This window comes from Gordonia sp. NPDC003376, from assembly GCF_053589235.1.
In genome coordinates, this window is record NZ_JBSFRM010000003.1 from 44,795 (window position 1) to 71,262 (window position 26,468).

Genomic DNA, 26,468 nt, shown 5'->3' on the forward strand with positions numbered 1-26,468 from the left:
GGTCCGGAGTCGGCCGAGCGCTCCGAGGTCAGCCGGATCCGCACGCTCAGTGTGCGGCGTCGTCCCACGACCGGCCGAATCCCACCGAGACCTCCAGCGGCACCGACAGTTCGATCGCCGAGCCCATCTCCTCACGCACCAGCGTCTCGACCTGCTCACGCTCACCCGCGGCCACCTCGATCACGAGTTCGTCGTGCACCTGCAGCAGCATCCGCGAGGTCAGCTGCTCGGCGGCCAACCGCTTGTGCACGTTGATCATCGCGACCTTGATGATGTCGGCGGCCGTGCCTTGGATGGGTGCGTTGAGTGCCATCCGCTCGGCGGCCTGCCGTCGCTGCCAGTTGTCGCTGTTGAGGTCGGGGAGGTAACGCCGGCGACCGTACAGGGTGGCGGTGTACTCGTTCCGGCGAGCCTCGGCGACGACGTTGTGCAGGTAGTCGCGCACGCCACCGAACCGGGCGAAGTACGCCTCCATCTGATCCTTGGCCTCCTCACGGCTGATCCGCAGCTGTGCGGCGAGCCCGAAAGCACTGAGGCCGTAGGCAAGTCCATAGGACATCGCCTTGACGCGGTGACGCATCTCGGTGGTCACCTCGTCGATCGGCACACCGAACGCCCGGGACCCGACGAAGTTGTGCAGGTCCTCACCGGTGTTGAACGCCTCGATCAGACCCTCGTCCTCCGACAGATGCGCCATGATCCGCATCTCGATCTGGCTGTAGTCGGCGGTCATCAGGCAGTCGAAGTCGGTGCCGTTCACACTGCCGACCACGAAGCCGCGTCGGATCTGGCGCCCGGCGTCGGTGCGCACCGGGATGTTCTGCAGGTTCGGCTCGGTCGACGAGAGACGCCCCGTGGCGGCCACGGTCTGGTTGAAGGTGGTGTGGATACGGCCGTCGTCGGCCACCGATTTGAGCAGACCGTCGACGGTCACCTTGAGCCGGGTGGCGTCCCGATGCTCGAGCAGGTGCGCGAGGAACGGATGCTCGGTCTTCTCGTAGAGCGTCTGCAGGGCGTCGGCGTCGGTGGTGTACCCGGTCTTGGTCTTCTTGGTCTTCGGCATCTCGAGCTTGTCGAAGAGCACCGTCTGCAGCTGCTTGGGTGAACCGAGGTTGATCTGCTCGCCGATCACCTCGTAGGCGGCGTCGGCGGCGTTGCGGATCCGCTCGGCGAACTCCTTTTCCAGCTCGTCGAAATGCTCGACGTCGACGGCGATCCCGGCGGCCTCGAGATCGGCCAGGACGAACAGCAGCGGCAGTTCGAGATCGGTCAGCAGCGACCGCGAGTCGATGCGTTCGAGTTCGGTGTCGAGGGTGTCGGCGAGTTCCTGCACCGCACGGGCCTCGAGCATATGCTGCTCGGCCAGCTGTGCCAGGCCGCCGTCGTCGTCGAGCAACGACAGCTGACCGTCACCGGCCCCACCGTCGGCGACGAGTTCGCGGCGCAGGTACCGCAGCGCGAGGTCGTCGAGGTTGAACGTGCGCTGACCCGGACGCACCAGATAGGCCGCGAGGGCGGTGTCGCTGGTGACCCCGGCCAGTCGCCATCCGCGCGAACGCAGGGCATGGAACGCCCACTTGCTCTCGTGCAGCGCCTTGGGGGCGTCGGCGTCGGTGAGCCACGCCCCGAGTGCCTGCTCGTCTGTCGGGTCGAGGGTGGTGACGTCGACGTAGCCGGAGACACCGTCGGCGGCGGCGATCGCGATGCCGGTGACGTCGGCGCCCATCACCGTGTGCGGTGCGGTCACGGTGAGTCCGGCCCGACCGGTGCGTCCGTGCTCGGTGAGCCAGCCCGCCACCTCACCGGCGGCGAGAACCGCACCATCGAGGTCGAATCCGGCCTCCGCCTCCGGTTCCACCGAACTCAATGTGGTGAACAACCGCTCGCGCAGCACCTTGAACTCGAGGTCGTCGAAGAGCTGGTGGATGCGGTCTCGGTCCCAGCCGACCAGAGCCAGCTCGTCCGGACCGGCCGGCAGCGGCATGTCCCGGATCAGTTCGGTGAGTTGACGATTGGTCTGCACCGACGCCAGATTGGCCCGCAGTGCGTCACCCACCTTGCCCTTCACCTCGTCGACGTGGTCGACCAGGGAGGCCAGCGATCCGTACTGGCGGATCCACTTGGACGCGGTCTTCTCGCCCACGCCGGGGATGCCGGGCAGGTTGTCGCTCGGATCGCCGCGCAGGGCCGCGTAGTCGGGATACTGGGTCGGGGTGAGTCCGTACTTCTTCTCCACCTCGTCCGGGGTGAAGCGAGTCAGTTCGGACACCCCCTTCTTGGGGTAGAGCACGGTGATCGAATCGTTGACCAGCTGCAGCGAGTCGCGGTCGCCGGTGACGACGAGCACCTTGTATCCCTGCGCGTCGGCCTGCGTGGCGAGCGTGGCGATGATGTCGTCGGCCTCGAAACCCTCCACTGCCATCACGTTGATGCCAAGAGCGTCGAGCACCTCTTTGGTGAGGTCCACCTGGCCGCGGAACTCATCGGGGGATGCCGACCGCTGTGCCTTGTAGTCGGGGAACATCTCCGACCGGAAGGTCTGACGGGACACGTCGAAAGCGGCCGCGATATGCGTCGGCGACTCGTCGCGTAGCAGGTTGATCAGCATCGACGTGAAGCCGTACACCGCATTGGTGGCCTGACCGGTATTGGTCTTGAAGTTGTCGGCAGGCAGCGCGAAGAACGCACGGTAGGCCAGGGAATGGCCATCGAGCAGCATCAGAACCGGTTGGTCGGTGGACGGGGCCACACTCTTCGCAGGACTCACGCGGACGAGTCTAGTGACCGCCTCCGACAGCCCGGCAGCCTTGTCCGTGCCGTCATCCGGGCCCCTGTCCCGGCCGCAGCATCGTCCACAGCGTAGGACCACCGAACGGCAGGTGGATCTCCCCGGTCACCTGGAATCCGAATCGTTCGTAGAGCGGCACGTTGACCTCGTTGGAGCTCTCCAGATAGACCGCGGCGTCACCGGCGCGCTCGATCCCGGCACGCAGCAGCGCCGTACCGACTCCCCGGCCCTGGACCGCCGCGCCGAGGTCGGCCAGGTACCAGTGCGGCTCGCCGGGACGACGCCCCTCACACATGACGTCGACGATCGTTCCCTGCACGATCCGCGGGCCGAGAATCCGGATCAACGCGATCATCGCGCGGAGGTCGTCCATCCGGGATGAGCGGCGGCCGGGTGGCATCCAGACCGCTGCCCCCATCGGCTCACCGTCACAGCCGGCCACGTCGAGCTGGGCGTCGGCGTACACGGTCGAGAGCAGGGTCGCGAACAAGCCGTGGTGCCTGCGCTTGTCCGGTTGGGTCCAGGTGATCACGGGGTCGTCGGCGAACGCCGTGGCCAACAGCGACGCCACGACACGACGATCGGCGGCCGCGGTCACGACGGTTCCCGACTTCTCGGACCGGGATTCAGCCGACCGCGTCGTGTCCGGCCGGGTGTCCGCTGACCGGGTCGTCTCTGACTGGGGGTGCTCCGGGCTCTCGGCCATGCGGTTCAGGCTACGCCGCGCGGGGCTCAGGCCACCCCGAGATAGGCCTCGCGGACAGCGTCGTCGCTGAGTAGGTCCTTGCCGGGACCCTCGCGCGTGATCGAACCGGTCTCCAGGATGTACCCGCGATCGGAACGGCTCAATGCCTGCTGGGCGTTCTGTTCCACCATCAGGATGGTGGTGCCCTCGGCGTTGATCCGCGCGATGATCGAGAAGATCTGTTGGATCACCATGGGCGCCAGGCCCATCGACGGCTCGTCGAGCAGCAGCAGTTCCGGACGCGCCATCAGGGCACGGCCGATCGCCAGCATCTGCTGCTCACCACCGGACATGGTGCCGCCGAACTGCTTTCGCCGCTCGGCCAGCCGCGGGAACAGCTCGAAAACCTGGTCGATGGCCTCCTGGTAGGAGACCTTGGTGCCGAATCTGCGTCCGTAGCAACCCATGTCGAGATTCTCCAGGACGGTCATGCCGGGAAAGATGCGTCGCCCCTCGGGGACCTGGATGATCCCCCGTTTGACCCGTTCATGGGGCGCCAGCCGGGTGATCGACTCCCCCTTGAACCGGATGTCGCCGGTGGTGGTCTTGGCCAGTCCGGAGATCCCGCGCATGGTGGTGGACTTACCGGCACCGTTGGCACCGAGCAGGGTGACCAGTTCCCCGGCCTGCACCTGCAGCGAGATGCCGTGCAGCGCCTGGATTCTGCCGTAGTGGATCACCACATCCTCGACTTCGAGGACCGGCCCCGCGTGCAGCGGTGACCCGGGTTGCGGTTCAGGCGATGTCGCCGATTTGGTCATCGGGTACTCCCAGGTAGGCGGCGATCACGGCCGGGTTGTCACGGACTTCCTTCGGCGTGCCCTCGGCGATCTTGCGACCGAACTCGAGCACGACGATCCGGTCGGTCACCCCCATGACCAGCCGCATGTCGTGTTCGATCAGCAACACGGTGTAGCCGTCGTCGCGGATCTTGCGGATCAGCTCCATCAACGCGTCCTTCTCGCGTGGGTTGAAGCCGGCCGCCGGCTCGTCGAGGCACAGCAGTTTGGGTTCGGTGGCCAGGGCGCGGGCGATCTCGAGTCGCCGTTGGTCGCCGTAGGGCAGGTTGGATGCCTTCTCCGCCGCGCGGGGTCCGATGCCGACGAACTCGAGCAGCGCCATGCCGCGGTCGACGGCGTCGCGTTCCTCACGATAGTGCCGCGGGGTGCGGAAGATGCCGCCGAACACCGACGTCTTGTGTCGGGCATCGGTGCCGACGCACACATTCTCCAGTGCCGTCATCTCGCCCCACAGCCGCACATTCTGGAAAGTGCGGGCGATGCCGAGGCGGGTGATCTCGTGACGTTTGGTCTTGCGCAGCACGGTGCCGTCGAAGGTGACGACTCCACGGCTCGGTTTGTAGACGCCGGTGATCGCATTGAAACAGGTGGTCTTGCCGGCACCGTTGGGTCCGATCAGACCGAGGATCTCGCCGCGGCGGATGTCGAAGCTCACCGAGTCGAGTGCGGCCAGACCACCGAACTCGACGGTGAGGTCCTCCACCGCCAGCAGTGTCTCCCCCTCGGCGACGGCGATCTCCCGTTCGGGGGCAACGGCTTCGGCGACCGCCTCCGGGTCGGCGAGGTCGGGGTCGATCGCCGCCGGATCGACGATCGCGGTGGCCTCCGGATCGGCCTCGGCGCGTTCGAGCTGGGCCTCGGCGTCCTCGGGCAGCGGACTGTCGGATGCGGACTCGTCGGGTTGCCGGTGGGTCATGCGCTCGCCTCCTCGGTGGATGCGGCCGGTTTCGGGTTCCGTTGCACCGATGCGTACACCTGGCGGCCGAAGGTGACCAACCGGGCCCGCGCCGGGAACAGGCCCTGCGGACGGAAGATCATCATCACGACCAGGGCGATACCGAAGAACAGGTACTTGAACTCGCCGAGCGAGACGTCGCCGACGTAGACGCCCTGCACGCGGGCGGGCAGGTAGACGATGATGAACGCCCCCACGACGACGCCGAGCTTGTTGCCCTGGCCACCGAGGACCACCGCGCACAGGAACAGCATCGAGTTGATGACGGTGAACGCCTTGGGATCGACGTACTGCACCTGACCGGCGTATACCGCCCCGGACAGACCACCGATTCCGGCGCCGATCACGAAGGCCCACAACTTGTACTTGAAGGTGGGCACACCCATGATCTCGGCGGCGTCCTCGTCCTCGCGGATGGCGACCCACGACCGGCCGACGCGGCTGCGTTCGAGATTGCCGATCACCAGCAACACGATGACCACCAGGATCAGTGCGAGCCAGAACCACCACACGCCATAGCTGGTGTCGGTGCCGATGTTGGATTTCGAGAAGACTCCCTGAGGGTTCTCGTCACTACGGAAGATCTCCGGGAAGAGCACGCCCTGCAGTCCGGCCGGGCCGTTGGTGACCTCGGTGAGATTGTCTGCGAACAGGCGCACGATCTCACCGAAGCCCAACGTCACGATGGCGAGGTAGTCGCCACGCACACGCAGGGTCGGGGTACCCAGGATGACACCGGTGATGCCGGTGATCACGATTGCGATGGGAACACAGGCCAGCCAGGCCCAGCCGCTGGAGAAGAAGCCGTGGTCGGCGGTGTCCCAGATGGGGCTCGCAGGGCTGGTGAGGAGAGCGACGACATAGGCACCGACCGCGTAGAAACCGACGTAGCCGAGGTCGAGGAGACCGGTCTGCCCGACGACGACGTTCAGACCGATCGCGATCAGCGCGACCATGGCAAAGGTCGCCATGACGATGGCGAAATTGGTTGCCGGGGTGGTGATGAACGGTGGGTCGATCACCGGGAGTGCGGCGATCAGCAGGAAGACCGGGATACCGACCAGCCACTGGGTGGCGCGGGGCAGACCGTCCCACCAGGTGCGGATGGCGTCGCCGACGCCATGCCGCTGGGGCTTTGTGTTCTCCGAGGTTGTTGCGGTCATACTCGCGCCTTCCCCAACTTCTCACCGAGGATACCGGTCGGACGGAACATCAGGACCAGGATCAGGAGCACGAACGACACCACGTCCTTCCATTGGTTGCCGAGGAGGGCCGCACCATAGTTCTCCACGACGCCCAGGATGAGTCCACCGAGCAGGGCGCCACGGACGTTGCCGATGCCGCCGAGCACAGCGGCGCTGAATGCCTTGATACCCAACAGGAATCCACCGGAGTAGATGATCGCCGTCGGGAATCGCAGGGTGTAGAGCAGGGCGGCCGCGCCGGCGAGCAGGCCACCGATCAGAAAGGTGACCATGATGACGCGATCCCGGGACACACCCATGAGCAGCGCCGCGTCGGAATCCTGTGCGACCGAGCGGATACCGCGACCGAGCCGGGTCTTGTTGACAAAGGTGTCGGTACCGATGCCGAGGACGAGGGCCGCGAAGATCACCACGAGCGTGACATTGGTGACCGGACTGCCGAAGATGGAGAACTGCTCGACCGGGTTGACCAGGGTGATCGCGGGTTGGGCGCTGGCCCCACCGAGTTGGGGGTCCACGGGCACGCGCGGGAGCAGGTAGTGAACGACCTCCTGGAGAATGAACGACATGCCGATCGCACTGATCAGGAACGCCAGCGGTTTGGCATTGCGCCGACGCAGTGGTCGATAGGCAACGAACTCCAATCCCACTGCCGCAGAGCCGGATACCGCCATTCCGAACAGTCCGGCCACGAGCAGGTAGAGCACGGTCATGACCATGCCCTCGTTGTAGGCATCACCCGCCGGGGTGAAACCCAACACCAGCAGGCCGATGTACTGCCCGAACATGCCGAGCATGAAGACCTCGGAGTGCGCGAAGTTGATCAGGCGCAGGACGCCGTAGACCAGGGTGTAGCCGACTGCGACGAGGGCATAGATCGATCCGTAGGCGAGGCCCTCGATCGTCAGTCCCCAGAACCCGTCGATCAGCGCCTGGACGTTGAAGTGGATGTCAGCGGCGGAGTACGTCACTGCGAGCTCGACCATTGATGCCTTTCAGCAGATACCCCAGACGACTCACCGGATGCGCCCCGTCGGGGCGCATCCGGTGGCCGCATCTGTCGATTTACTTGACCTCGTACGCCCAGATCAGCGACGACGTCAGTTCGCCGGTCGGGGTCCACTGGTAGTTACGGGCCAGGCCGGTCCCGTTGTAGTTGCGAACGAAGTCCAGCAGCTTGGGCCGGGTGGTGTTGCCCTCGGCGATACCCTTCATCAGGATCGTCGTCAGGTCGTAGGCCTCCACCGAGTACACGCCGGGTGCGGCGTTGTTGAAACTCTGGAACTCCGAGGCGAATTCACCCTGCGCCGGACCACACGGGCACGACAGGACCGCGCCCTTGACCGACGAGCCGGCCAGGTCGATGAGCTTCTGGTCGTTGGCGCCGTCACCCGAGACGAACAGGATGTCGGAGTTCTTCTCGTTGAGCTGCTTGGCGAAGGCTGCGGCCTCGGCGTAGTAGCCGGAGTAGAACACGGCGTCGGGGTTGGCATTGGTCACCGAACTGACCACTGCCGAGAAGTCGGTCTGACCCTTCTTCACGTCGCCGGCACAGGCCGAATCGGCTGCGGCACCGAGACCTTCGGTGACGGTCTTGGCCAGTCCGATGCCGTAGTCGGTGTCGTCCTTGACCACACACACCTTCTTCTTGCCCATCTTGCCGGTGAGGTACTTGGCGATGGCCGGACCCTGCACGGCGTCGTTGGCGAGGCCGCGGAAGAAGGTCTTCCAACCCTGTTCGGTCAGGGTGGGATTGGTGGCCGATGCAGTGACCGACACCAGGCCCGCCTGGTTGAAGGTGCCGCCGGTGGCCTTGGTCTCGCCGGAGAACGCCGGCCCCAACAGACCGATGATGCTCGAGTCGTTGACGATCTGGGTGGCCACACCGGTGGCCTTCTGCGGATCGCCCTCGGTGTCGAAGTCCTTGAGAACGATTTTGCAGTTCGGATTGGCCTTGTTGAACTTGTCGAGTGCGAGCTTGGCACCGCGGAGAATGTTGAGGCCGAGGTTGGAATCGGCGCCGGTTTCGGCGCCGGCAAAGGCGATGGTCGATTCGGAGCAGGTCGCGTTGAGTGAGGCACCCGGATCGAGAGGTGTCTGCTGATTCTGCGCGGCAACCTCGTTGCCCTGCACGTCGATCTGCGAAAGCGGGGTGATGGACAGAGTGGTTTCGGACTCCGTCGATTTGGAACTACACGCCGACAGCGCCAAGGCGCCTGTCAAAGTCACCGCAATCGCGGCCGTCGTCATGCGACGTCGCATAGTGTCTGCCTTCCGTCCGGCTACCCGACCGCACCCGGTCGGGAGGTCTACCCGGTAGACCTTGGGTGGAAACATAGACCGAGCGACGCTGCCGCGCGCGGGATCCGGAGCAAACAACCGAGTTCACCGTGGAGCCTTTTCAGAGATTTAACGCGCTCGGTACAACCTCACTCGTTCGGCCCGAGAGTTTCCACGACGACCTGCGCGACGGCTTTCATCGTGGTACGGCGATCCATCGCGGCCCGCTGAATCCACTTGAACGCCTCAGGTTCCGACAACTGCTGCTTCTCCATCAGCAGCCCCTTCGCCCGCTCGACGAGCTTGCGGGTCTCCAGGCGCTCCTGCATGGAGACGACCTCGTTCTCGAGGGTCCGCAGTTCCTGATAGCGACTGACCGCCACCTCGATGGCCGGCACCAGGTCGGCCTTCGTGAACGGTTTGACCAGATAGGCCATCGCACCGGCCTCGCGGGCCTTCTCGATGAACTCACGCTGGCTGAACGCGGTCAGCATGACCACCGGGGCGAGGCGCTTGCGCGCGATCTCACTCGCCGCATCGATACCGTCACGGACCGGCATCTTCACGTCCATGATCACCAGGTCCGGGCCGAGCTTCTCGGTGAGCTCGACGGCGATCTGTCCGTTGGGGGCCTCGCCGACGACGTCGTAGCCCTCTTCGCGGAGCATCTCGATGAGGTCCAGCCGGATCAGTGAGTCGTCCTCGGCGACCAGGACCTTGTGGGTTGTCTCCTGAACGTTCGGCGAAGCCGCAGCACCGTCCACCACCGTCACCATCCCCTCCTCCACATCGAGTGTTGACCTGCACCAATGCGCAGCGCCGCACCCGTCGCGATCAACGGGTGCTGTGGGAAGGGTACCGGGTGGATCACCGGTTGGCCGATCATCTAAACTGGCTAGCTGCAGCCCTTCAAGGGGCCGCGTGCCCTCGTAGCCCAATTGGCAGAGGCAACGGATTCAAAACCCGTCCAGTGTGAGTTCGAGTCTCACCGAGGGCACCATCACACCCCTGCCGGCCTCCGGCCGGAGTGCGCCCACTGAGTTCGAGTGGCATCCCGGAGGGCGCACCATGAAACCCCTGGTCAGCAGGGGTTTTCTGCTATCGGAGTGTCGTCAATATCGAAGGCGCAGGACCGGATACGCTGGTCGAGGTCATCGACTCCTTATCGTGAACGACCACCACGCGAGAACCGATCAGTCGAAGACGCGATCGTCCTGAAGGAACTCCACGAGTATCCCGTCCGGGTCGGTGATGAAGAAGTACCGCACGCCGGTGCGCCCCTCTGTGATGGCGGTCGAGGCAGGACACAGACCGCGCCGGGTGAAGTCACGCAACGTTAGTTCGACGGAATCTACTTGCAGACCAAAGTGTTTCACGCCGATCTCGGGCAGATCGGTGGCCAGCTCGCGAGCCGCATCCGGCAGCGGATCCGATGCGGCGAAGGCGAACAACTCCAGAATCATCCCGTCGAGGCGCAGGTGGGACACCGACATGGACGCATCGGGAGCGTCGTAACGCATCACTTCCCGAAAGCCGAACTGTGCGTAGAACCTGGCCGACCTCTCGATCGATGCCACGCTGATCGCCACATGGTGCACGGAGAATCTCATCCGGCAACTATCCCCGCCCGGAAACGCAACCGACAAACTCCCATGCAGGGCGTAGAGGAGCAAGGAAGCCGCGGCCCCGCGGACGGCGGCGCCGACGGCTCCGCCTGGAAGTCACGACGGTGAAGAACCACGCACCACCCCCATGCAGCCCACACGCATAGATGTGTCGTCGGTCACTATCCAGCAACCTCTCAGGACCAATTCAGGAACCTGTGGGTAATCTCGCCGTGTCCTTGCCGATACCGAACTGTTACGAAACGAACGGACCCAGCCGTGCCTCGACACCGACTGACTGCCCAGACGCCGACACGCTTCTCGATCGACACGACACAACGCCCAGGATCGCGCGGCCAACACCGGGCCGTCACATCCACCCCCATTCGCGCCCAGGCCGGCGCCCTCGCGGTCTTCGCCGGCGCGATCGGACTTGCGGCTGGTGGCGCCGCCAACGCGAACGCGCATCCGACGTCGACCCCGCCCGTCCCGGCCCTGCCGTCGAACATCACGCTCCCCGAGAACGTCGCGCTGCCCTCGAACCTGAAGCTGCCCCCACAGCTCGACGAGCTGACACGCGACCTGCTGCGCCCGAACCTCTCGGTGCCGGGCAGGAAGCAGGCTGTGAAGCCGACCAACGGCACCGTGACCTCGGGTTACGGCTCGCGCTGGGGCACCCACCACTACGGCGTCGACATCGCCGCCAAGATCGGCACGCCGGTGTATGCCGTCACCGACGGAGTGGTCCTCGAATCCGGTCCGGCGTCGGGTTTCGGCCAGTGGATCCGGGTCAGCCAGGACGATGGCACCACCGGCGTCTTCGGCCATGTCGACCAGAGCTTCGTCCACGCCGGCCAGCACGTGCAGGCGGGTCAGCAGATCGGCACCGTCGGCAATCGCGGCGAGTCGACCGGCCCGCACCTCCACTACGAGGTCTGGGACAAGAGCGGCAGCAAGATCAATCCGCAGGTGTGGCTGAACAAGCGCGGCGTCCATCCGTGACGATGGGCCCAGCGGGCTACCTGTCATCCACGAATCCGAGCTCGCCGATTCGCCAGAGTCACTCGTTGCACGACATGAGCGTCAGCGGCGATCTGAAGTCACATACCGATAGAACAACCCGATAGCCCCGGGAGCCCTGAGCACACCCACTTCTCCGCCCCGGCCAAAGCCCCAGGTCAAGCGCAAGCACCCCCGCCTGCTGTCACTGCCTACTGGTCGCGGTGGGGCGCACCACATAGGTGACCCGGTCGGCGACGTCGCCGGGTGGTCCATCCATGGTCAGCCCGTACCGTTCGGCCAGTGCGGCGAACATCGCCCCCGACGAATCGTCGTCGATGCGTTCGACGACTCCACGCACCTCCAGATAGCGGTAGGGCTGATCGGGGTCGTTCACCGAGATCGCCACCGCGGGATGGGCGGTCACATTCACATACTTCTGGCGTGTCCTGGTGTTGGTGAAGTACAGGTACTCACCGTCCCAGGTGAACCACATCGGATTGACCTGCGGTGTGCCGTCGGGTCGGATGGTGGCCAGATGGGCATACAGTGGCCGTTCCAGCAGATCGCGATGACTGGCCGGTATGGTGGTCATGTTCTTCTTTCTGTTGTGGTGCACTGCTATTCGCGTCCCGAGGAGATCCAGGTGGGGTCGGAGACGATGTTGCGATCCCCGGCGACCAGACCCGCGACGGTGTCGAGCTCGGCAACCGCGGCGTCGTCGAGGATCAGGTCCACCGCAGCCGCGTTCTCCCGGAGCCGTGTGATCGAACGGGTTCCGGGAATGGGCACGGTGCCCACCCCCAGCCGACGTCCCGCGGCGTACAGCCACGCGAGTGCCACCTGGGCGTTGGTCGCCCCCACCCGCCGCGCCACATCGGTGACGACGGCCACTGCGCGCTGGTTGGCATCCCAGTTGTCACCGATCCGGGCGGTCTGACCGCGAAGGTCGGAATCGATCTGTTCACGGGTCAGGGTTCCGGTGAGGAAGCCCCGACCGAGGGGCGAGTAGGGCACCAAGCCGACACCCAGTTCGGCAGCGGCCGATACAACGCTGGTCTCGACATCGCGTGACCACAGACTCCACTCGCTCTGCACCGCAGCGATGGGGTGAACCTGCTGTGCGGCAGCGAGTTCCGATGCCGTCACCTCTGATAGCCCCAGGTGGCGTACCTTGCCCGCGCTCACCAGTTCGGCCATCGCGCCGACGGTGTCGGTGATCGGCACCTCGAGATCGCGGCGGTGCATGTAGTACAGGTCGATCACGTCGGTCCCGAGGCGTCGCAGGGATGCCTCACAGGCGCTGCGCACATACTCCGCATCACCGCGTGTGCGTCGGTTCCCGAAGCCGCCGCCGGCACCGATCCGGCCGGTGATGCCGAACTTCGTCGCGACGGTGACCTCGGCGCGGCGGGTCGCGAGGAGCCGACCGACCAGCTCCTCGTTGGTCCCGGCGGGACCGTCCACCCCCGGCGGCGGTGTGCCGTAGACGTCGGCGGTGTCGATGAAGCCGATCCCGGCGTCGACGGCGGCGTGGAGAACCGCCAACGCGGTGTCGTCGTCGGTGCCGCCGTACACGTGTGTCAGCGACATCCCGCCGAAGCCGAGGGCTGAAGTCGTCAGACCATCACCCAACTCGATTGTTCGCATGTATCACTTTCTCTCTGTTGATTGTTCGCCGGTCCACCGCTGCTCGGCCAGCTCGTGGGGATCGTCGATCACCTGCTCTGTGCAGTCGAGCCCGGCGTCGATGAGTCGCCGGTAGTGTGCGATCTTCTCGTCGACGGCGGCGAGACCGTCGACGAGTTCCCGGATGCGGGACTCGATCTCCTCCCGGTGGTCCTCCAGAAGCCGCATCCGCCGCCCATGCGTCCGGGCTCCCTGCGCCACCATGGTCACGAAGTCGCGCATGTGGGCCACCGACATCCCGGTCTGCCGCAACCGGACCAGGAGTTCGATCATGCGGATGGTCGCGTCGTCATAGCGGCGCACCCCGGCCGCGGTCCGTGGCACCGTCGGGATCACGCCCTCGGATTCGTACCAGCGCAGGGTGTCACGCGAGAGACCCGTTCGCGCGGACACCTCCGCGATGGACTGGTCGTCGGAACTGGTCATGGAGCCACGGTAGGCCTTCGAGCGCACTCGAACGCAACGCCGCCGACTCGACGAATCCGAGATCATCGTCGGCGCATTCCCCTCCACACGCACCGTGCCCCACACGCACCCGGTATCCGGGGAACTCCGCCACAGTTCGGATCACGGCGCACCGTCGGGCTCGCTGCGTCAGGCGTTGCGTTCGCGGAATCGGTGTGTAGCGCGTTGCTGCTTGGTGATCGTCTTCCACTCGTCACGCCGACGACGTTCCGCGCGCGCGTCACCCCGATCAGCAGCCCAACGGCTCTCGCGCAGCATCCGCCCATAGCGGTCGAGGCGGGTGGCATCGAGTTCCCCGGCCTCGATTGCGTCCTGCACGGCACAGCCCGGCTCGGACCGGTGACCACAGTCGGTGAAGCGACAACCGGCCGCGAGTTCCTCGATGTCGGCAAAGACCTGGTCGATGCCGACGCCGGCATCCTGGAGCCCGATCCCCCGCAGGCCCGGGGTGTCGATGAGCACCCCACCGCCGGCAATCGGGATCAGTTCACGGGTGACGGTGGTGTGGCGGCCCTTGTCGTCGGCCGCGCGCACCGTACCGGTCTTCATCCGGTCCGACCGCAGGATCGCATTCACCAGCGTCGACTTCCCGACACCGGACGGTCCGAGCACGACAGTGGTGCCGCGCAACCGATCCCGGATCTCATCGAGTCCGGTCCCGGAGACCGAGCTGGTGGTGATCACCTCCACGCCGGGAACCGCGGCGGCGAGATCGACGGCGGTCTCCTGTGGATCGGCGACGAACAGGTCGGCCTTGGTGAGGACGACGAGCGGTGTCGCGCCCGCATCCCAGGCGAGGGCCATGAGCCGCTCGATCCGCGACGGCCGTAGCCTGCCGGTCAGCGCCGCCACGACGAGGACGGTGTCGACGTTGGCGGCGAGGATCTGCGGAAGGGAGGTGCGCCCGGCCGAGGCACGACAGATCGCGCCCCGACGCGCGAGCAGGGCGACCACCTCGGTGGTGCCGCCCAGTCGCAGCGCCACCCAGTCACCGACGACGACACCGCCGTCGGTCTCGGTGACCCCGACCGCGGCGGTGGATGCCCGCAGCGTGCCGACCGGGGTGAGGGCGACACATCGGCCGCGGTCGACACGCGCGACGCGACCGGGGACCAATCCCTGTGCGGCATGGTCGGAGAACTCTGTCGTGCGGAGGGTATCCCAGCCGATGGAGGTCAGGTCGACGGATTCTTGGTGGCGAGAAGACATATGAGGTCCTTGGGAATGATGGGACGGGAACCACTGGGGGTGCTGCGGGCAGCACGGACGACGACGGTCATCGATCCCGCTCCTCTCTCGGACTCACATGTTCAGAGGACGCGACGCTATCGGAGTTCCTGTTCACCACGCAATCGGTTTTCCGATCACCTCCCCGACTCCGATTCGGTCGACAGCTGCTGCACATGTCCACCTCCCGGTGCCGCCGACCGACCACCTGTCGTGACGGTCCCTCGCGAGGCCGGTGCAGGGGCACCACCAGCGTCGGCACTAGGCTCGATGGGTGTCGATTGCCCGTCGACGGACACGAACAGTGCTGAGGAGGTGCGTCATCGACACTCTCCGACTGACCGTGAACTGTTCGATCCTGTTCACCGACCTTCCACTGTTGCGCCGACCGCAGGCGGCACGCGATGCCGGATTCGGCGCAGTCGAGTTCTGGTGGCCCTTCGACTCCGCCGTTCCCTCCGATCGGGACGTGAACGGCTTCGTCACCGCGATCGACGACGCCGGGGTCCGCCTCACGCATCTGAATCTGGCCGCAGGCGACCTCGCCGCCGGGGACCGCGGGCTGCTGTCGCACCCGACGGCCTCCCGCGAGTTCACCGACAGCGTCGACGTCGCCATCGGGATCGGCGGACAACTGGGCACGGCGGGTTTCAACGCGCTGTACGGCAATCGGCTCGACGGCCTCGACGTCGACGTCCAGAACGATCTCGCCACAACCAATCTCGCCGTCGCCGCCCGCGCCGCCGCGACCATCGGCGCCGACATCCTCCTCGAACCGATCAGCGGGATACCCACCTACCCGCTGACCCATGCCGCCGACGCGATCGCCGCCGGTGAACGCGTCCGCCGCGAGCACCACGTCGACAACGTGAAACTCCTCGCCGACCTGTATCACCTGACGGTCAACGGCGACGACGTCGATAACGTGCTCGGCGCCTTCGCCGACCAGATCGGTCACGTCCAGATCGCCGACGCCCCCGGCCGCGGTGAACCAGGCACCGGGACAATGGATCTCGCCGCGCACCTCGCCATCCTCGACGCACGACGATATTCGGGCCGGATCAGCCTCGAATACCGTGCCACCCGCCCCGACCCGTTCGACTGGATTCCGGGGTTCCCGGTGCCGCCCTCGACCGACCACTGATCGTTCCACCGCAAAGGATCACCATGGCCACAATCGCTTTCATCGGACTCGGTGTCATGGGCAGCCCGATGTCGACCAATCTCGTGCGCGCCGGGCACACTGTCACCGGGTACAACCGGACCCCCGCGCGCGCAGCCGATCTGGTGAATGCCGGTGGTATGGCCGCGGCCTCCATCGCCGAGGCCACCTCGGGTGCGGACATCGTCATGCTGAACGTTCCGGACTCGAGCGACGTGGAACTGGTCCTCACCGCCGACGACGGGGTGTTCGCCCACGCCGCACCGGGCACCGTGATCATCGACTTCTCCACCATCCGACCCGATGCCGCGATCCGGATGGCCGAGCTCGCCCGCGCCCATGGGCTCGAGTTCCTCGACGCCCCCGTCTCCGGCGGCGAGGAGGGCGCGGTGGCCGGCTCCTTGTCGATCATGGTCGGCGGCTCCCCGGACGCCTTCGCGACCGTCGCACCGGTCCTCGACGCGGTCGGTGGGACCGTCGCGCACGTCGGCCCCAGTGGCAGCGGGCAGACGGTGAAGGCCGCCAACCAGCTGATCGTCGCAGCCAACATCCAAGCCCTGGCCGAGGCGATCGTCTTCCTCGAGGCCCACGACGTCGACACCTCGACGGCGGTCCGGGTCCTCGCCGGCGGATTGGCCGGGTCGGCGGTCCTCGACCACAAGGCGGCCCGGATGATCGCCCGCGACTTCGAGCCCGGTGGTCGGATCGATCTGCACCACAAGGACCTCGGGATCGTCACGGCCGCAGCACGCGAGGCCGGGGTGGTCGTCCCGGTCGGATCGCTGATGGCGACCCTGATGGCATCGGCACGCGCCAACGGCGACGGCGGGCTCGATCACGGAGCCCTGTTCCGTGGTGTCCAGCGGTTGTCCGGCCGATTCGAGGGCTGAGTACCGTGCAGCAACGCGGACCCGACCCGCAGATCAGAGTCCACCGGCCGGGCTCGCGTCATCGGAGCACCGGTGAGCAACCGATTCGGCGACGCCACGCCCTTCCGGTCATCCTGTTCGTGCTGTTCGCGACCGGTTGGGGTGCCAACCATTTCGCGTCGATGATCCCGGTCCTCAAGGCCGAGGAGGGGCTGTCGGCGACGATCCTCAACGGCGCGTTCGGCATCTATGCGCTCGGACTGCTGCCCGGGCTGTTCGGTGGCGGATCGCTGTCGGACCGGACCGGACGACGACCCGTGGTGCTCTCGGGTGCGGCCGTGGCCGGACTGGGCAACCTGGCGATGGTGTTGTGGCACGACTCGGCCGGGGTCATGGTGGGTCGTCTCGTGGTGGGTCTGGGCGCCGGACTGACGATCAGCGCCGGCACCGCCTGGGCCGGTGATCTACGGGGACGATCGGGGGTGACGTCGGCCGGCGCCATCCTCACCAGCGGTTTCGCGCTCGGTCCGGTGATCACCGGCCTACTCGCCGAGTTCGCCGCGCATCCACTGCGGGTCCCGTTCCTGGCGACCGGGGTCGTCTCGCTGGTGGTGGCGGCGGTCGGCACGGTGCTCACCCCTGGTGGACGTCCCCGTCATGCCCCGTCGGCGAATGGGCCGGTCGACGACAACACCCGGTCGGTCGGTGCAGCCTTGTCGTGGTCGGTCCCGATGGCGCTGTGGGTGTTCTCGTCGGTGACGGTCGTGGTGGTGGTGATGGCGGCACGGATCGGTGATGGCCACGACGGCGCCTGGATTCCCGGACTCGCCGCCGCCCTGGCCCTGGGCACCGGGGTGGTCATCCAGTTCGTGGTCCGGCAGGCGCATACCGGACCGACCGCCGGAGTCGTCGGAGCCGCTCTGGCCGCGGCGGGCTTCCTCCTGTGCGCGGTGGGTGGTGCGCATCCCTCGATGGCGCTGTTCGTCGTCACCGCCGTCGTTCTCGGCCTCGCCTACGGGTTGTGTCTGCGTGACGGGCTCGTCGATGTGGAGACGATGACGCCGCCTGCACACCGGGGTGCGGTGACGGGGATCTTCTACGTCGCCTGCTACCTGGGCTTCGGACTCCCGGTCCTCGTCACGACCCTCGCCCCGACCGTCGGCCTGACGACCCCGATGGTGGTACTCGCGGCGGCAGCGGTCACTGCGTCGGTGGCCCGGGCGGTGCGGCTTCGGCGCGGGTGTTGAGCGGCCGCCCGAGAGGTCGGACCGCCACCGCTTCCGCCATCAGGGACGGATTCCACCACCGCCGACTGGTCGAACGATCGCCGGCGGTCACCGCTTGCTGAACTCCCGCAGCCGGGCGGCATAGTCGGCGTTGAACGCCGAAAAGCGCGCCCGCAGCACCTCCCCCGGCCAATCCGCCGGCAAGAGCTCCGGGGGCAGCAGGGGGTCGAGCTGCAGGTGTCGAAACACCTGCGCGTTGGCCACAAATCCCGTGACCAGCGTGTCGGCATCATCCATCACCCCCATCAGACGCCAGGCATCGGCCGCCCAGGCAGACAGGTCCCAGAGGTCGGCGGCGGGCGGCGCGTCGTCGCGAAACCGCCCGACGACGAACCTGCATGACCCGGTGATGATCTTCTCGAGATCCTGGTCGAGATTGGCCGGCCTGGTCCACACCCCCTCACGCAGCTCCGCGAACCGGGCCCGCAGCATCGCACGGCGGAACGCGAGCCGTTCCGACTGCGTACGGGATACGGACTCGAGTATCGCGATGTCCCAGTTCCCGTTCCACTTCCTCGGGGGTGGAGACGCGTTGGCTTCCTGTTCTCGCTGCCGTCGAACCTGCTTCTCGGTGAGCCGATAGACACTGTTCTCCACAGTGGCGTCGCCGTCGGTGACCATCCGGGTCAATGCGACGCGCATGGTCTGCTCGGCAATACCGAAAAGCCCGCCGATTCTCACCAATGCACTCACCGCCAGTTCCGGCGGGTGATAGCCGAGCAGTGCACTGATGGCAACAGATCGCGACGTCATCGGCGTCACGGCAGGTAGAAGGCGGTCCGACACGCGCCAACAGTACACCGACATTTTTGGACATACCATTGACGCCACGATTCGCAGCGTATTACTGTGATGCATCACGTGATTTTGCCGTGTTATACCCGGCGGGCGGTCGCTCTCCGGATTGCATCGAGGAGGTCCGTCCCATGCCCTACCAATCCATTTACGTGTCCGGTTTGTTGAGTGATCAGGTCGTGATCGTCACCGGAGGTGGCAGTGGCATCGGGCGGTGCACAGCTCACGAACTGGCCGGCCTCGGCGCCCACGTGGCCATCGTCGGACGAAACCCTGACAAGCTGGAACTCGTCCGCCGCGAGATCACCGAGGACGGCGGATCCGTCTCCATCCATCCCGCCGACATCCGCGACGAATCGGCGGTCGGCGACCTGGTCGACGCCATACTCCAACGCCACGGCCGCATCGACGGACTGGTGAACAACGCAGGCGGGCAATACAGGTCGGCGCTCAAAGACATCAGCACCAAGGGATTCGAGGCGGTCGTTCGCAACAACCTGACCGGCGGATTCATCGTGATGCGCGAGGTCTACAACCGGGCGATGGCACACACCGGCGGCGCGATCGTGAACATGATCGCCGACATCTGGAACGGGTGGCCGAACTTCTCACACTCCGCCGCGGCCCGCGGCGGCATGTTCACGCTGACCGAAACCGCCGCAACCGAATTCGCCGAGTCCGGTGTCCGCGTGAATGCCGTCGCTCCCGGCTCCATCGCCTCCAGCGGCCTCGACACCTACGACACCAAGGACACCGAATTCATCCGGTCGGGCGTTTCCTCGCACATCCCCCTACAACGGTTCGGAACCGAGGCAGAGGTCTCGGCCGCGATCGTCTTCCTCCTGTCCCCGGCCGCATCGTTCATCACGGGCTCCTGCATACGGATCGACGGTGGGGCACCGAACGCGAGACGCGGCTGGTGGGAACTGAAACCCGCCCAGCACAATTCGCCGTATGACGGCTTCCACCGCGCCGTCACACCCGCGATCCTCGCCGCACCCCACGCCTCGGCAGCCGAATGACCCCATCGCCGCACATGCGGCCATGATCGAAAGGTGTTGCCATGTGGCGACATAGATCAATTCGCGTACTCCCCGACATCGCTCGCCACTGGTCGCGAATGCGCCCTGACAAGGTCGCGCTGATCGACACCACGGCCTCGGTCAGCTACCGCGAGCTCGAGGACCGCACCAACCAGATCGCCCACGCCGCCATCGATGCCGGAGTACGACGAGGAGATCGGATCGGCTATGTCGGCCCCAACTCCGTCAGCTTCTGGGAGTGCTGGCTGGGAACGAACAAGGCCGGAGGGATCTTCGTTCCGCTCAACTGGCGATTCGCCACACCCGAGTTCGTCGCCCTCATCGATGACGCCGCACTCTCGGTCGTCGTGGTCGATCCCCAGTTCGTCACCATCCTCCGGGAGGTCCGAGACCTGTGTATTCGGCCATTCGAGATCGTCGTCTTCGGAACAGAACTCGACGGCGAGATCGGGATCGACCAGTGGATCGCCGATCAACCCACCACGGACCCGTCGGTGCCGATCTCATCCGATGACGTCTCACTCCTCGCGTACACGTCGGGCACCACCGGGCACCCCAAGGGGGCCCAGGTCACCCACCGCGCGTTCGACAACTGGTTCATGATGGCGTCACTCGAGCCCACCGAAACCTTCCACGGCGACGACGTGGTCCTGATGATCATGCCCAATTTCCACCTCGCGGGGTCGTGGCTCACCCTCTCCGGGATCTATCACGGTGCCACGATCGCCGTTGTGGGGCAGTTCGATCCGGGAACCTTCTTCACTGCGGTGACGGAGTTCAGACCCACCGTGGTCTGCCTGGTACCCACCGCGATCCAGATGATCGTCCACCATCCCGACGCTGCTCACACCGACTTCGGATCGATACGCCGAATCCTCTACGCGGGCTCGGCGATCTCCGCCGACACGATCCGCGCGGCGACCGACCGGATCGGATGCGAGCTCGAACAGTTCTACGGAACCACCGAGACCTACATCATCACCATTCTCCGACCCGAGGCACACGATCCGGACAATGCCGAACTGTTGGCCTCCTGTGGAAGCCCGTTTCCCTTCGTCGAGGTACGGGTCGCGGACGCCGATGGCCACGACGTCGCCGACGACACTGTCGGCGAGGTACTGGTGCGGTCGCCGATCATGATCGACGGCTACTGGAACAACCCCGAGGCGACGGCATCCGCCTTCTCGGGTGAGTGGTACAAGACCGGGGATCTCGGACGACTGGACGGCGACGGCAATCTGTACCTGGTCGACCGGGCCAAGGACATGATCGTCACGGGCGGCGAGAACGTCTATTCGGTCGAGGTCGAGCGCGCGCTGAATCTGCATCCGGCAGTTCGGTCGGCGGCAGTGCTCGGGCTTCCCAGCGATCGATGGGGTGAGCAGGTCACCGCCTTCGTCGTCACCGATTCCGAGGTGACGGAAGCACAACTGATCGCGCACTGTCGCGATCACATCGCCGGATACAAGGTGCCCAAGTCGATCACCTTTCTCGATCAGCTGCCCACGACGCCGAGCGGCAAAGTGCGCAAGAACGTCCTTCGCGCGTCGGTGTCTCCGTCACTCGACCCCTCCAGCCGATAGTTCGTCCACAAACAGGAAGTGATCATGAGCAAAGTCGTCTATGAGAAGCGTGATTCGGTGGCCTGGATCACCATGAATCGACCAGAGGTCAAGAACGCCGTCGATGTCGACATGCACGAACAGCTCTCGGCGGCGTTCGAGGACTTCCGCGACGACCCCCGACTTCGGGTGGCCGTACTGACCGGCGCCGGGGACGCCTTCACCGCGGGCGCAGACCTGCGGACCCACGCCCCCGAATGGCAGACGGTCGGACCGATGGTGGGAAGGGAACGACTCGAGGATGGGCTCTCGGGTATCACTCGTGGTCCGCTCGCCCGGATCACCAAGCCCATCGTGGCGTCTATCGACGGGTGGTGCCTGGGTCACGGAATCGAACTCGCGATGGCCTGCGATCTCCGAATCGCCTCCGACAGAGCACAGTTCGGCACCTTCGAGGTTCGCCGTGGAATGCACTCGGCCGACGGCGGGATCGTCCGGCTGGTCAACGCGTGCGGGGTCGGATTCGCGATGGAACTCGTTCTGACCGGTGAACCCGTCACCGCGGACCGCGCGTTCGCGGCCAACATGGTGAATCGGGTCGTTCCCCACGGGCAACTCGCCGATGCCACCGAACTTCTCGTGCAACAGATCCTGCGTTGCGATCAGGCCGCCATCGAGTCGGCCAAGGAGACCGTCCACGAGATCATCGGCCGTCCCCTCCACGATCAGCTTCGTGTCGAGGCGATGTGGGGCTATGCGCTCTGCGGGGGTAACACCACGGTCGAGTCTCGGTCGCAGCAGTTCTTCGACAAGACCGATGCCGGGCGAGCCGGCGACACGGCGACACCCCTGACGGCCACATCCACACACCAACGGTGAGGTCCTGCGAACCCGACCACCCGACCACCCGACCGGCGCTCGGCGACGACGAAACGTCGCCGAGCGCTCACTCCAGCAGTGGTCCCCTCTCGGAGAGGACGATCGATTCCAGCGTTCGCATGGACTCGTCGAAGTCGCGGCACATGGCGGAGGCCAGCACGGCCCGGACCAGCGAACCCAGCGGACGCGGGCCGAGCCGGAAATGGAACTCGTAGGTCATCGACGTCGCGGTCCCCGCTTCGATGGGTGCGAACCGGAAGACGTTGGCCACATCCAGCAGTGGGCCGAGGCCGGTTGCGGAATCGACCCGCAGGGTCTTCGGGACGATCTCTCGCACCGTCCACACCACCTCGGAGGTCAGTGGACCGACGGTGGTCACCCGTTCCCGGTAGGACTCGCCGATGGTGGCCTGCCCGTGATCGGCGAGCACAGCCGCCACACTGGTGACCCACTCGCCGTAGCGGCTTGTGTCCTCGACCACGGACCAGATCTCGTCCACCGACACCACGAGATTCCGGTGTGCAACGATCGTGTGGGCGTTCGACATGTCATCTCCTCTCCGCGGCGAGGACTTCGGCCGCGGTATGGGTTCCCGAGCGGACCGCGCCGTCGAGGTAACCGTTCCAGTGATCGGCGTGTTCTGCGCCGGCCCAATGGACTCGGCCGAAGGGGACGTCACGCCATCGACCCGCACCGGTCAGCACGCCGGGGCCGAGCACGCTGGTCGGACCACCACGCGTCCAGGGCTCGCGGGTCCAGTCCTGTTCGAGCCACCCGATCGGCCGCAGTGCCCGCGGTCCCACCACCTTCTCGAACGCCCGGAGCACCGCCCCCCGTCTGCGGCGCTCCGGAAGTGGCGCCCAGCGGCGCCACTCGTCGGCGCCGACAAAGCCCATGAGGATGCCCGGGCCACCGTCGGGTGGACTGTTGTCGAACATCGAGCACACCGGGACGTCGGGGTCGCGGAACACCGCCTGGCCCGAAAGTCCTGCTTCTCGCCAGAACGGTCGCTCGTAGATCGCCTCGCATTTCATCAGGGTGCCGAATCCCATCCGCTCGAACAGCGCCGCCTGCGGCGCGGGAAGCACCGGGTCCCAGTTGATCTGGGTGGCCAGTACCGGTGGTGTCGCCACGATCACGCGCTCGGCTCGCCAGTCACCCCGGTCGGTGCCGACGGTCACCGACCCGTCGCTCTGGTGGATGCGGCGGACCGCGGAATCGAGGACGACAGCATCCCCGAGCTCGGCCACCATCTCCGTCGCCAAGCGCTGCGAGCCGCCCACGAACCGCGACTCCTGGGCTCCGCCGGCCACACCCATCATCCGTTCGACTGTGCCCGGAGTGGTCTCGTCGCCCGCCCCGGCGACATACCAGAGACCGAACAGAGCGGAGACCTCCGCTGCCGTCTTCCCGAAGGCCGATGCAAGCAGCAGGTTCAGCAGTTCCAGTCCACCGCCGGTCAACGAACGCCGACGCACCCAGGTGTCGAGGGTCTGCGCGTCGAGCGCCGCGGCGTCCCGGGCACGCCATGGCTCGTGGACGGGGATGCGTCGTGCGATCCGGTTGATCCGAGAGATCATCACGGCCAGGTCGGGTAGCGCCGTACCGTCCGGTGGGACGCCGTTGCCGAACCGCTGTGCCCGGCCGTTCTTCACATAGACGTTGTCGCCGGTGTCGTGGGCCGGGAAGGTGTCCACACCGAGTTCCGCGGCAAGGCGCAGCACGTGATTCTGGGTGGGACCGACGAACTGGCCGCCGGCCTCGACCACATGGCCGACGCCGACCGGGTGGTCGAGCGTGCGCCCGCCCACCCGGTCACGGGCTTCCAGGACGCACACCCGTGCGCCGGCGGCGTCGAGCGCGCGAGCCGCGGTCAGACCCGCCACACCGGCCCCGACGACGACCACATCCACCGTTTCAGACATCGCTGTCCATTCCTCCTGTCATCGACACGATCAGCTCAGCCGATCGTGAAAGCATTCGAGATCCCTTGGTACGTGTGAATTCCGCCCCGTGTGTCCTTCCAGTCACCCAGGTGCACGACCCGATAGGTGCCGGCTGTGGCACCGCTGCGGGTCAGCGCCCACATGATCCGGATCACCGACTGGTTCGTGGACCCGGCGGGACGCTCCCAGTGCATCGTCGTCTCGTAGGTGTTGTCGTCGGCTATTCGGACCCACCGACCGTTCTCCTTCCGCTGGATCTCGTGGTAGCGGTCGTTGCGGCGCAGGTTGTTGTTGGGGTGTGCACCGCTGAACTCCACGACGACCGTCTCGGGGACGCGGTAGCGGGGCTTCGGTTGCGTGATCACGTCGCCGAACTTCTTGCCGGGCAACGGCGCGTCCGGGGGCACCGGTGGCAGGAAGTCGGGTTGGAGTCCGGACTTGTCCACCGACCTCAGCCGTGGATCGAGCGCCGAACGCTTTCCGGTGAACACCTGGCACAGTTCGTGGTAGTTCTGCAGGAACGCGCAGAGCATCAGTCTGCCGAACTGGGTTTCGCCGCCCTCGTACTGCTGCGACATGTATTCCTCGGGCGTGGTGCAGTACTGCACGTAGCTGTTGGCGTAGCTCTGGCAGATCACGTTCTCCAGGTCGACGCCGAGTTCGGCACTGATCAGTCGTCGGACCCGCAGTGCCGCCACGATGGTGAACTCCACAGGGCCCGCGACGATCACGATGTGACCGAGCTGGGTCAGCTGGATCGGGACGATCTGCGGATTCCACGGTTGAGGCGGCAGGAAACCCAACGGCAGCAGATTGACCTTCGGTGCCTGCGCCGCAAGGTATTCCTGCGGGATGGTCGGCAGGTTGTCGATGTCGACCCCCCAGAACCGGGCCAGGGGGTCCTTCATCCCTTCCCAGAGGAACGGTGCCGGCTGGTAGGCGTTCTCCTCCTCGGCGGTCGCTGCCGCTCCCGCACCCATGATGGTCGGTGTGGTGATCCCCGGTTTGCCGTCGGGCGTCCACCGGCCGTCGATCTGCTGGTGTGCCATGTCGATGTACCGCAGTACCGACTTCACGCTGCTGCCCAGCAGCGGGGTCGCCGAGTCGTAGGCTGCCTTGACCGCCTGATACTGACGTTCGGCGATGATCGCCGCGTTGGCCGGGTTGTCGTGGGTGGGACCGCTCGGATCCAGCTTCCGATTCCAGAGGTTGGGGGTCATGTCCCCCGGGCTCGATTGGGCGAATCCGGCCACGAAGTCCGGTGGCCCGTCCAGATACCGCCAGCCCTTCTCGTCGTGTTCCCATCGGTAGGAAGCGATTCCCTTGTTGTCCGGCGAGATGTACCGATTGCGGTCGGTCAGCGATGTGCCGTGGGTGGCGAACCACGACAACACGCCCACCTCGCGCCCGCCCTGGACGAACTTCAGCGCTGTCACCCGCGGATCGATAGCGTTGGGGTAGTAGTCCTTGTCCCGCTGGGGATTCAGATCGAATGCCACCCGCGAGCGGTTCGCACTCGCATTGTGCAGACGCGACTGCCCCACCAGGATCGTGCCAGGGGCCAACCGGGAGTGGGCCATCTCCACCGCTTCGACGATCCCCTGGACCTCGGCCTCGAACGAGTTCTTCTTGAATCCGTACGACGCCAACGTGTATGCCCAGTCATGCGATGTGCCGCCGCATGAATTGTGATTGTGCGTACACGTCATCATCGTGTTCTGCTCGGAGTAGAGCGATCCGTGCTTCTTCTTGATCCGCTTGAGCGCCTCGACGTAGACCGAGTCGAACAGTTCCGCGATATCGCCGAGCACGTAGAGGAACCGCGACCCCGTCGATCTGTCGACGATGACGAAGGCACGCGCAAAGTACCTCTGCCGCAGACCGATCGCGACCTGGTCGGTCTCGCTGTAGCCCATCATGCCCTGCCCGGCCACCGCGCCGGTCATGTCCGAGGCGCCGCAACCCACCAGGAAGGGCTCACCGCTCGTGGCGCCCGCCGCCGGCTGGGCCGCCGCGGACGCGCTCGTCGCGAGCGGCCCGAGACCACCGATCACCAGTGCGGCAGCTCCCGCGAGTCCCCCGCCCAGCGTCTGTCGTCGTGTCACATCCATTCGTGAATCACTCCCGTCTGAAGTCATCGATCATCCATTCGTCAACCATCGACCTGCC

At 66.1% G+C, this 26,468-nt stretch carries 24 protein-coding genes and 1 tRNA gene; 8 read left to right on the forward strand and 17 right to left on the reverse strand.

Annotated features, from left to right (window positions below; translation table 11 throughout):
* Nucleotides 1-46 precede the first annotated feature (46 nt).
* From polA to ACWDUA_RS04280, 8 genes are all read right to left on the reverse strand, one after another.
* On the reverse strand, nt 47-2,719 hold the full coding sequence (gene polA, locus ACWDUA_RS04245) for a DNA polymerase I (RefSeq protein ID WP_449750031.1): 2,673 nt from the start codon (nt 2,717-2,719) through the stop codon (nt 47-49).
* A gap of 100 nt (nt 2,720-2,819) precedes the next feature.
* Nucleotides 2,820-3,386: a GNAT family N-acetyltransferase gene (locus ACWDUA_RS04250; RefSeq protein ID WP_449749762.1), complete on the reverse strand. Its 567-nt coding sequence runs from the start codon at nt 3,384-3,386 to the stop codon at nt 2,820-2,822.
* A 134-nt stretch (nt 3,387-3,520) separates the two neighbouring features.
* The gene (locus tag ACWDUA_RS04255; RefSeq protein WP_449749763.1) at nt 3,521-4,294 is read right to left on the reverse strand and encodes an ABC transporter ATP-binding protein; all 774 of its coding nucleotides are present in this window, start codon (nt 4,292-4,294) and stop codon (nt 3,521-3,523) included.
* Nucleotides 4,269-5,249 (reverse strand): ABC transporter ATP-binding protein, encoded by a 981-nt coding sequence (locus ACWDUA_RS04260; RefSeq protein ID WP_449749764.1) that lies wholly within the window; start codon nt 5,247-5,249, stop codon nt 4,269-4,271. The genes ACWDUA_RS04255 and ACWDUA_RS04260 overlap by 26 nt, the downstream gene beginning before the upstream one ends.
* Complete coding sequence (locus tag ACWDUA_RS04265; RefSeq protein WP_449749765.1) at nt 5,246-6,451, reverse strand: branched-chain amino acid ABC transporter permease; 1,206 nt, start codon at nt 6,449-6,451, stop codon at nt 5,246-5,248. The genes ACWDUA_RS04260 and ACWDUA_RS04265 overlap by 4 nt, the downstream gene beginning before the upstream one ends.
* Nucleotides 6,448-7,479: a branched-chain amino acid ABC transporter permease gene (locus ACWDUA_RS04270; RefSeq protein ID WP_449749766.1), complete on the reverse strand. Its 1,032-nt coding sequence runs from the start codon at nt 7,477-7,479 to the stop codon at nt 6,448-6,450. The genes ACWDUA_RS04265 and ACWDUA_RS04270 overlap by 4 nt, the downstream gene beginning before the upstream one ends.
* 79 nt (nt 7,480-7,558) lie before the next feature.
* The gene (locus ACWDUA_RS04275; protein WP_449749767.1) at nt 7,559-8,755 is read right to left on the reverse strand and encodes a branched-chain amino acid ABC transporter substrate-binding protein; all 1,197 of its coding nucleotides are present in this window, start codon (nt 8,753-8,755) and stop codon (nt 7,559-7,561) included.
* 167 nt (nt 8,756-8,922) lie between these two features.
* Nucleotides 8,923-9,549: an ANTAR domain-containing response regulator gene (locus ACWDUA_RS04280; RefSeq protein ID WP_449749768.1), complete on the reverse strand. Its 627-nt coding sequence runs from the start codon at nt 9,547-9,549 to the stop codon at nt 8,923-8,925.
* 147 nt (nt 9,550-9,696) lie between these two features.
* Between ACWDUA_RS04280 and ACWDUA_RS04285 the strand changes: the two genes are divergently transcribed.
* Nucleotides 9,697-9,773: transfer RNA gene (locus ACWDUA_RS04285), tRNA-Leu, on the forward strand.
* A gap of 193 nt (nt 9,774-9,966) precedes the next feature.
* Here the strand turns inward: ACWDUA_RS04285 and ACWDUA_RS04290 are convergent.
* On the reverse strand, nt 9,967-10,383 hold the full coding sequence (locus ACWDUA_RS04290) for a VOC family protein (RefSeq protein ID WP_449749769.1): 417 nt from the start codon (nt 10,381-10,383) through the stop codon (nt 9,967-9,969).
* A 273-nt stretch (nt 10,384-10,656) separates the two neighbouring features.
* Here ACWDUA_RS04290 and ACWDUA_RS04295 point away from each other — a divergent pair, with 273 nt between their 5' ends.
* Complete coding sequence (locus ACWDUA_RS04295; protein ID WP_449749770.1) at nt 10,657-11,379, forward strand: M23 family metallopeptidase; 723 nt, start codon at nt 10,657-10,659, stop codon at nt 11,377-11,379.
* 202 nt (nt 11,380-11,581) lie between these two features.
* Here the strand turns inward: ACWDUA_RS04295 and ACWDUA_RS04300 are convergent, their stop codons facing one another.
* The 4 genes from ACWDUA_RS04300 to rsgA form a co-directional block, all read right to left on the reverse strand.
* Nucleotides 11,582-11,971 carry a PPOX class F420-dependent oxidoreductase gene (locus ACWDUA_RS04300; protein WP_449749771.1) on the reverse strand — a complete coding sequence of 130 codons (390 nt, stop codon included), beginning with the start codon at nt 11,969-11,971 and terminating at the stop codon, nt 11,582-11,584.
* Between the two features lie 26 nt (nt 11,972-11,997).
* Nucleotides 11,998-13,026: an aldo/keto reductase gene (locus ACWDUA_RS04305; RefSeq protein ID WP_449749772.1), complete on the reverse strand. Its 1,029-nt coding sequence runs from the start codon at nt 13,024-13,026 to the stop codon at nt 11,998-12,000.
* A 3-nt stretch (nt 13,027-13,029) separates the two neighbouring features.
* Nucleotides 13,030-13,491, reverse strand: a complete 462-nt coding sequence (locus tag ACWDUA_RS04310; RefSeq protein ID WP_449749773.1) for a MerR family transcriptional regulator — start codon at nt 13,489-13,491, stop codon at nt 13,030-13,032.
* A gap of 168 nt (nt 13,492-13,659) precedes the next feature.
* Nucleotides 13,660-14,739: a ribosome small subunit-dependent GTPase A gene (rsgA, locus tag ACWDUA_RS04315; protein ID WP_449749774.1), complete on the reverse strand. Its 1,080-nt coding sequence runs from the start codon at nt 14,737-14,739 to the stop codon at nt 13,660-13,662.
* 340 nt (nt 14,740-15,079) lie between these two features.
* Between rsgA and ACWDUA_RS04320 the strand changes: the two genes are divergently transcribed.
* Genes ACWDUA_RS04320 through ACWDUA_RS04330 form a run of 3 tightly spaced genes read left to right on the forward strand, consistent with a single transcriptional unit; the run spans nt 15,080 to nt 18,035 of the window.
* Nucleotides 15,080-15,901, forward strand: a complete 822-nt coding sequence (locus tag ACWDUA_RS04320; protein ID WP_449750032.1) for a hydroxypyruvate isomerase family protein — start codon at nt 15,080-15,082, stop codon at nt 15,899-15,901.
* Between the two features lie 17 nt (nt 15,902-15,918).
* Nucleotides 15,919-16,809 carry an NAD(P)-dependent oxidoreductase gene (locus ACWDUA_RS04325; protein WP_449750033.1) on the forward strand — a complete coding sequence of 297 codons (891 nt, stop codon included), beginning with the start codon at nt 15,919-15,921 and terminating at the stop codon, nt 16,807-16,809.
* A 5-nt stretch (nt 16,810-16,814) separates the two neighbouring features.
* A complete protein-coding gene (locus tag ACWDUA_RS04330) occupies nt 16,815-18,035 on the forward strand; it encodes an MFS transporter (RefSeq protein WP_449749775.1) in 1,221 nt (406 codons plus the stop codon).
* An 87-nt stretch (nt 18,036-18,122) separates the two neighbouring features.
* On the opposite strand, the gene ACWDUA_RS04335 is transcribed toward ACWDUA_RS04330, so the two are convergent.
* Nucleotides 18,123-18,860 carry a PaaX family transcriptional regulator C-terminal domain-containing protein gene (locus ACWDUA_RS04335; protein ID WP_449749776.1) on the reverse strand — a complete coding sequence of 246 codons (738 nt, stop codon included), beginning with the start codon at nt 18,858-18,860 and terminating at the stop codon, nt 18,123-18,125.
* A gap of 188 nt (nt 18,861-19,048) precedes the next feature.
* Here ACWDUA_RS04335 and ACWDUA_RS04340 point away from each other — a divergent pair, with 188 nt between their 5' ends.
* The 3 genes from ACWDUA_RS04340 to ACWDUA_RS04350 are packed head-to-tail and all read left to right on the forward strand — an operon-like array spanning nt 19,049 to nt 22,353.
* Entirely contained in the window at nt 19,049-19,891 is an 843-nt protein-coding gene (locus tag ACWDUA_RS04340; protein WP_449749777.1) for an SDR family oxidoreductase, read from the forward strand.
* 41 nt (nt 19,892-19,932) lie between these two features.
* Nucleotides 19,933-21,495: a long-chain-fatty-acid--CoA ligase gene (locus ACWDUA_RS04345; protein ID WP_449749778.1), complete on the forward strand. Its 1,563-nt coding sequence runs from the start codon at nt 19,933-19,935 to the stop codon at nt 21,493-21,495.
* A gap of 24 nt (nt 21,496-21,519) precedes the next feature.
* Nucleotides 21,520-22,353 carry an enoyl-CoA hydratase/isomerase family protein gene (locus tag ACWDUA_RS04350; RefSeq protein ID WP_449749779.1) on the forward strand — a complete coding sequence of 278 codons (834 nt, stop codon included), beginning with the start codon at nt 21,520-21,522 and terminating at the stop codon, nt 22,351-22,353.
* Nucleotides 22,354-22,420: 67 nt separating this feature from the next.
* Here ACWDUA_RS04350 and ACWDUA_RS04355 read toward each other — a convergent pair whose 3' ends face one another.
* The 3 genes from ACWDUA_RS04355 to ACWDUA_RS04365 are packed head-to-tail and all read right to left on the reverse strand — an operon-like array spanning nt 22,421 to nt 26,437.
* Nucleotides 22,421-22,900: an SRPBCC family protein gene (locus tag ACWDUA_RS04355; RefSeq protein WP_449749780.1), complete on the reverse strand. Its 480-nt coding sequence runs from the start codon at nt 22,898-22,900 to the stop codon at nt 22,421-22,423.
* A gap of 1 nt (nt 22,901) precedes the next feature.
* A complete protein-coding gene (locus tag ACWDUA_RS04360) occupies nt 22,902-24,278 on the reverse strand; it encodes a flavin monoamine oxidase family protein (RefSeq protein WP_449749781.1) in 1,377 nt (458 codons plus the stop codon).
* Between the two features lie 35 nt (nt 24,279-24,313).
* Nucleotides 24,314-26,437, reverse strand: a complete 2,124-nt coding sequence (locus ACWDUA_RS04365; RefSeq protein WP_449749782.1) for a neutral/alkaline non-lysosomal ceramidase N-terminal domain-containing protein — start codon at nt 26,435-26,437, stop codon at nt 24,314-24,316.
* Nucleotides 26,438-26,468 lie beyond the last annotated feature (31 nt).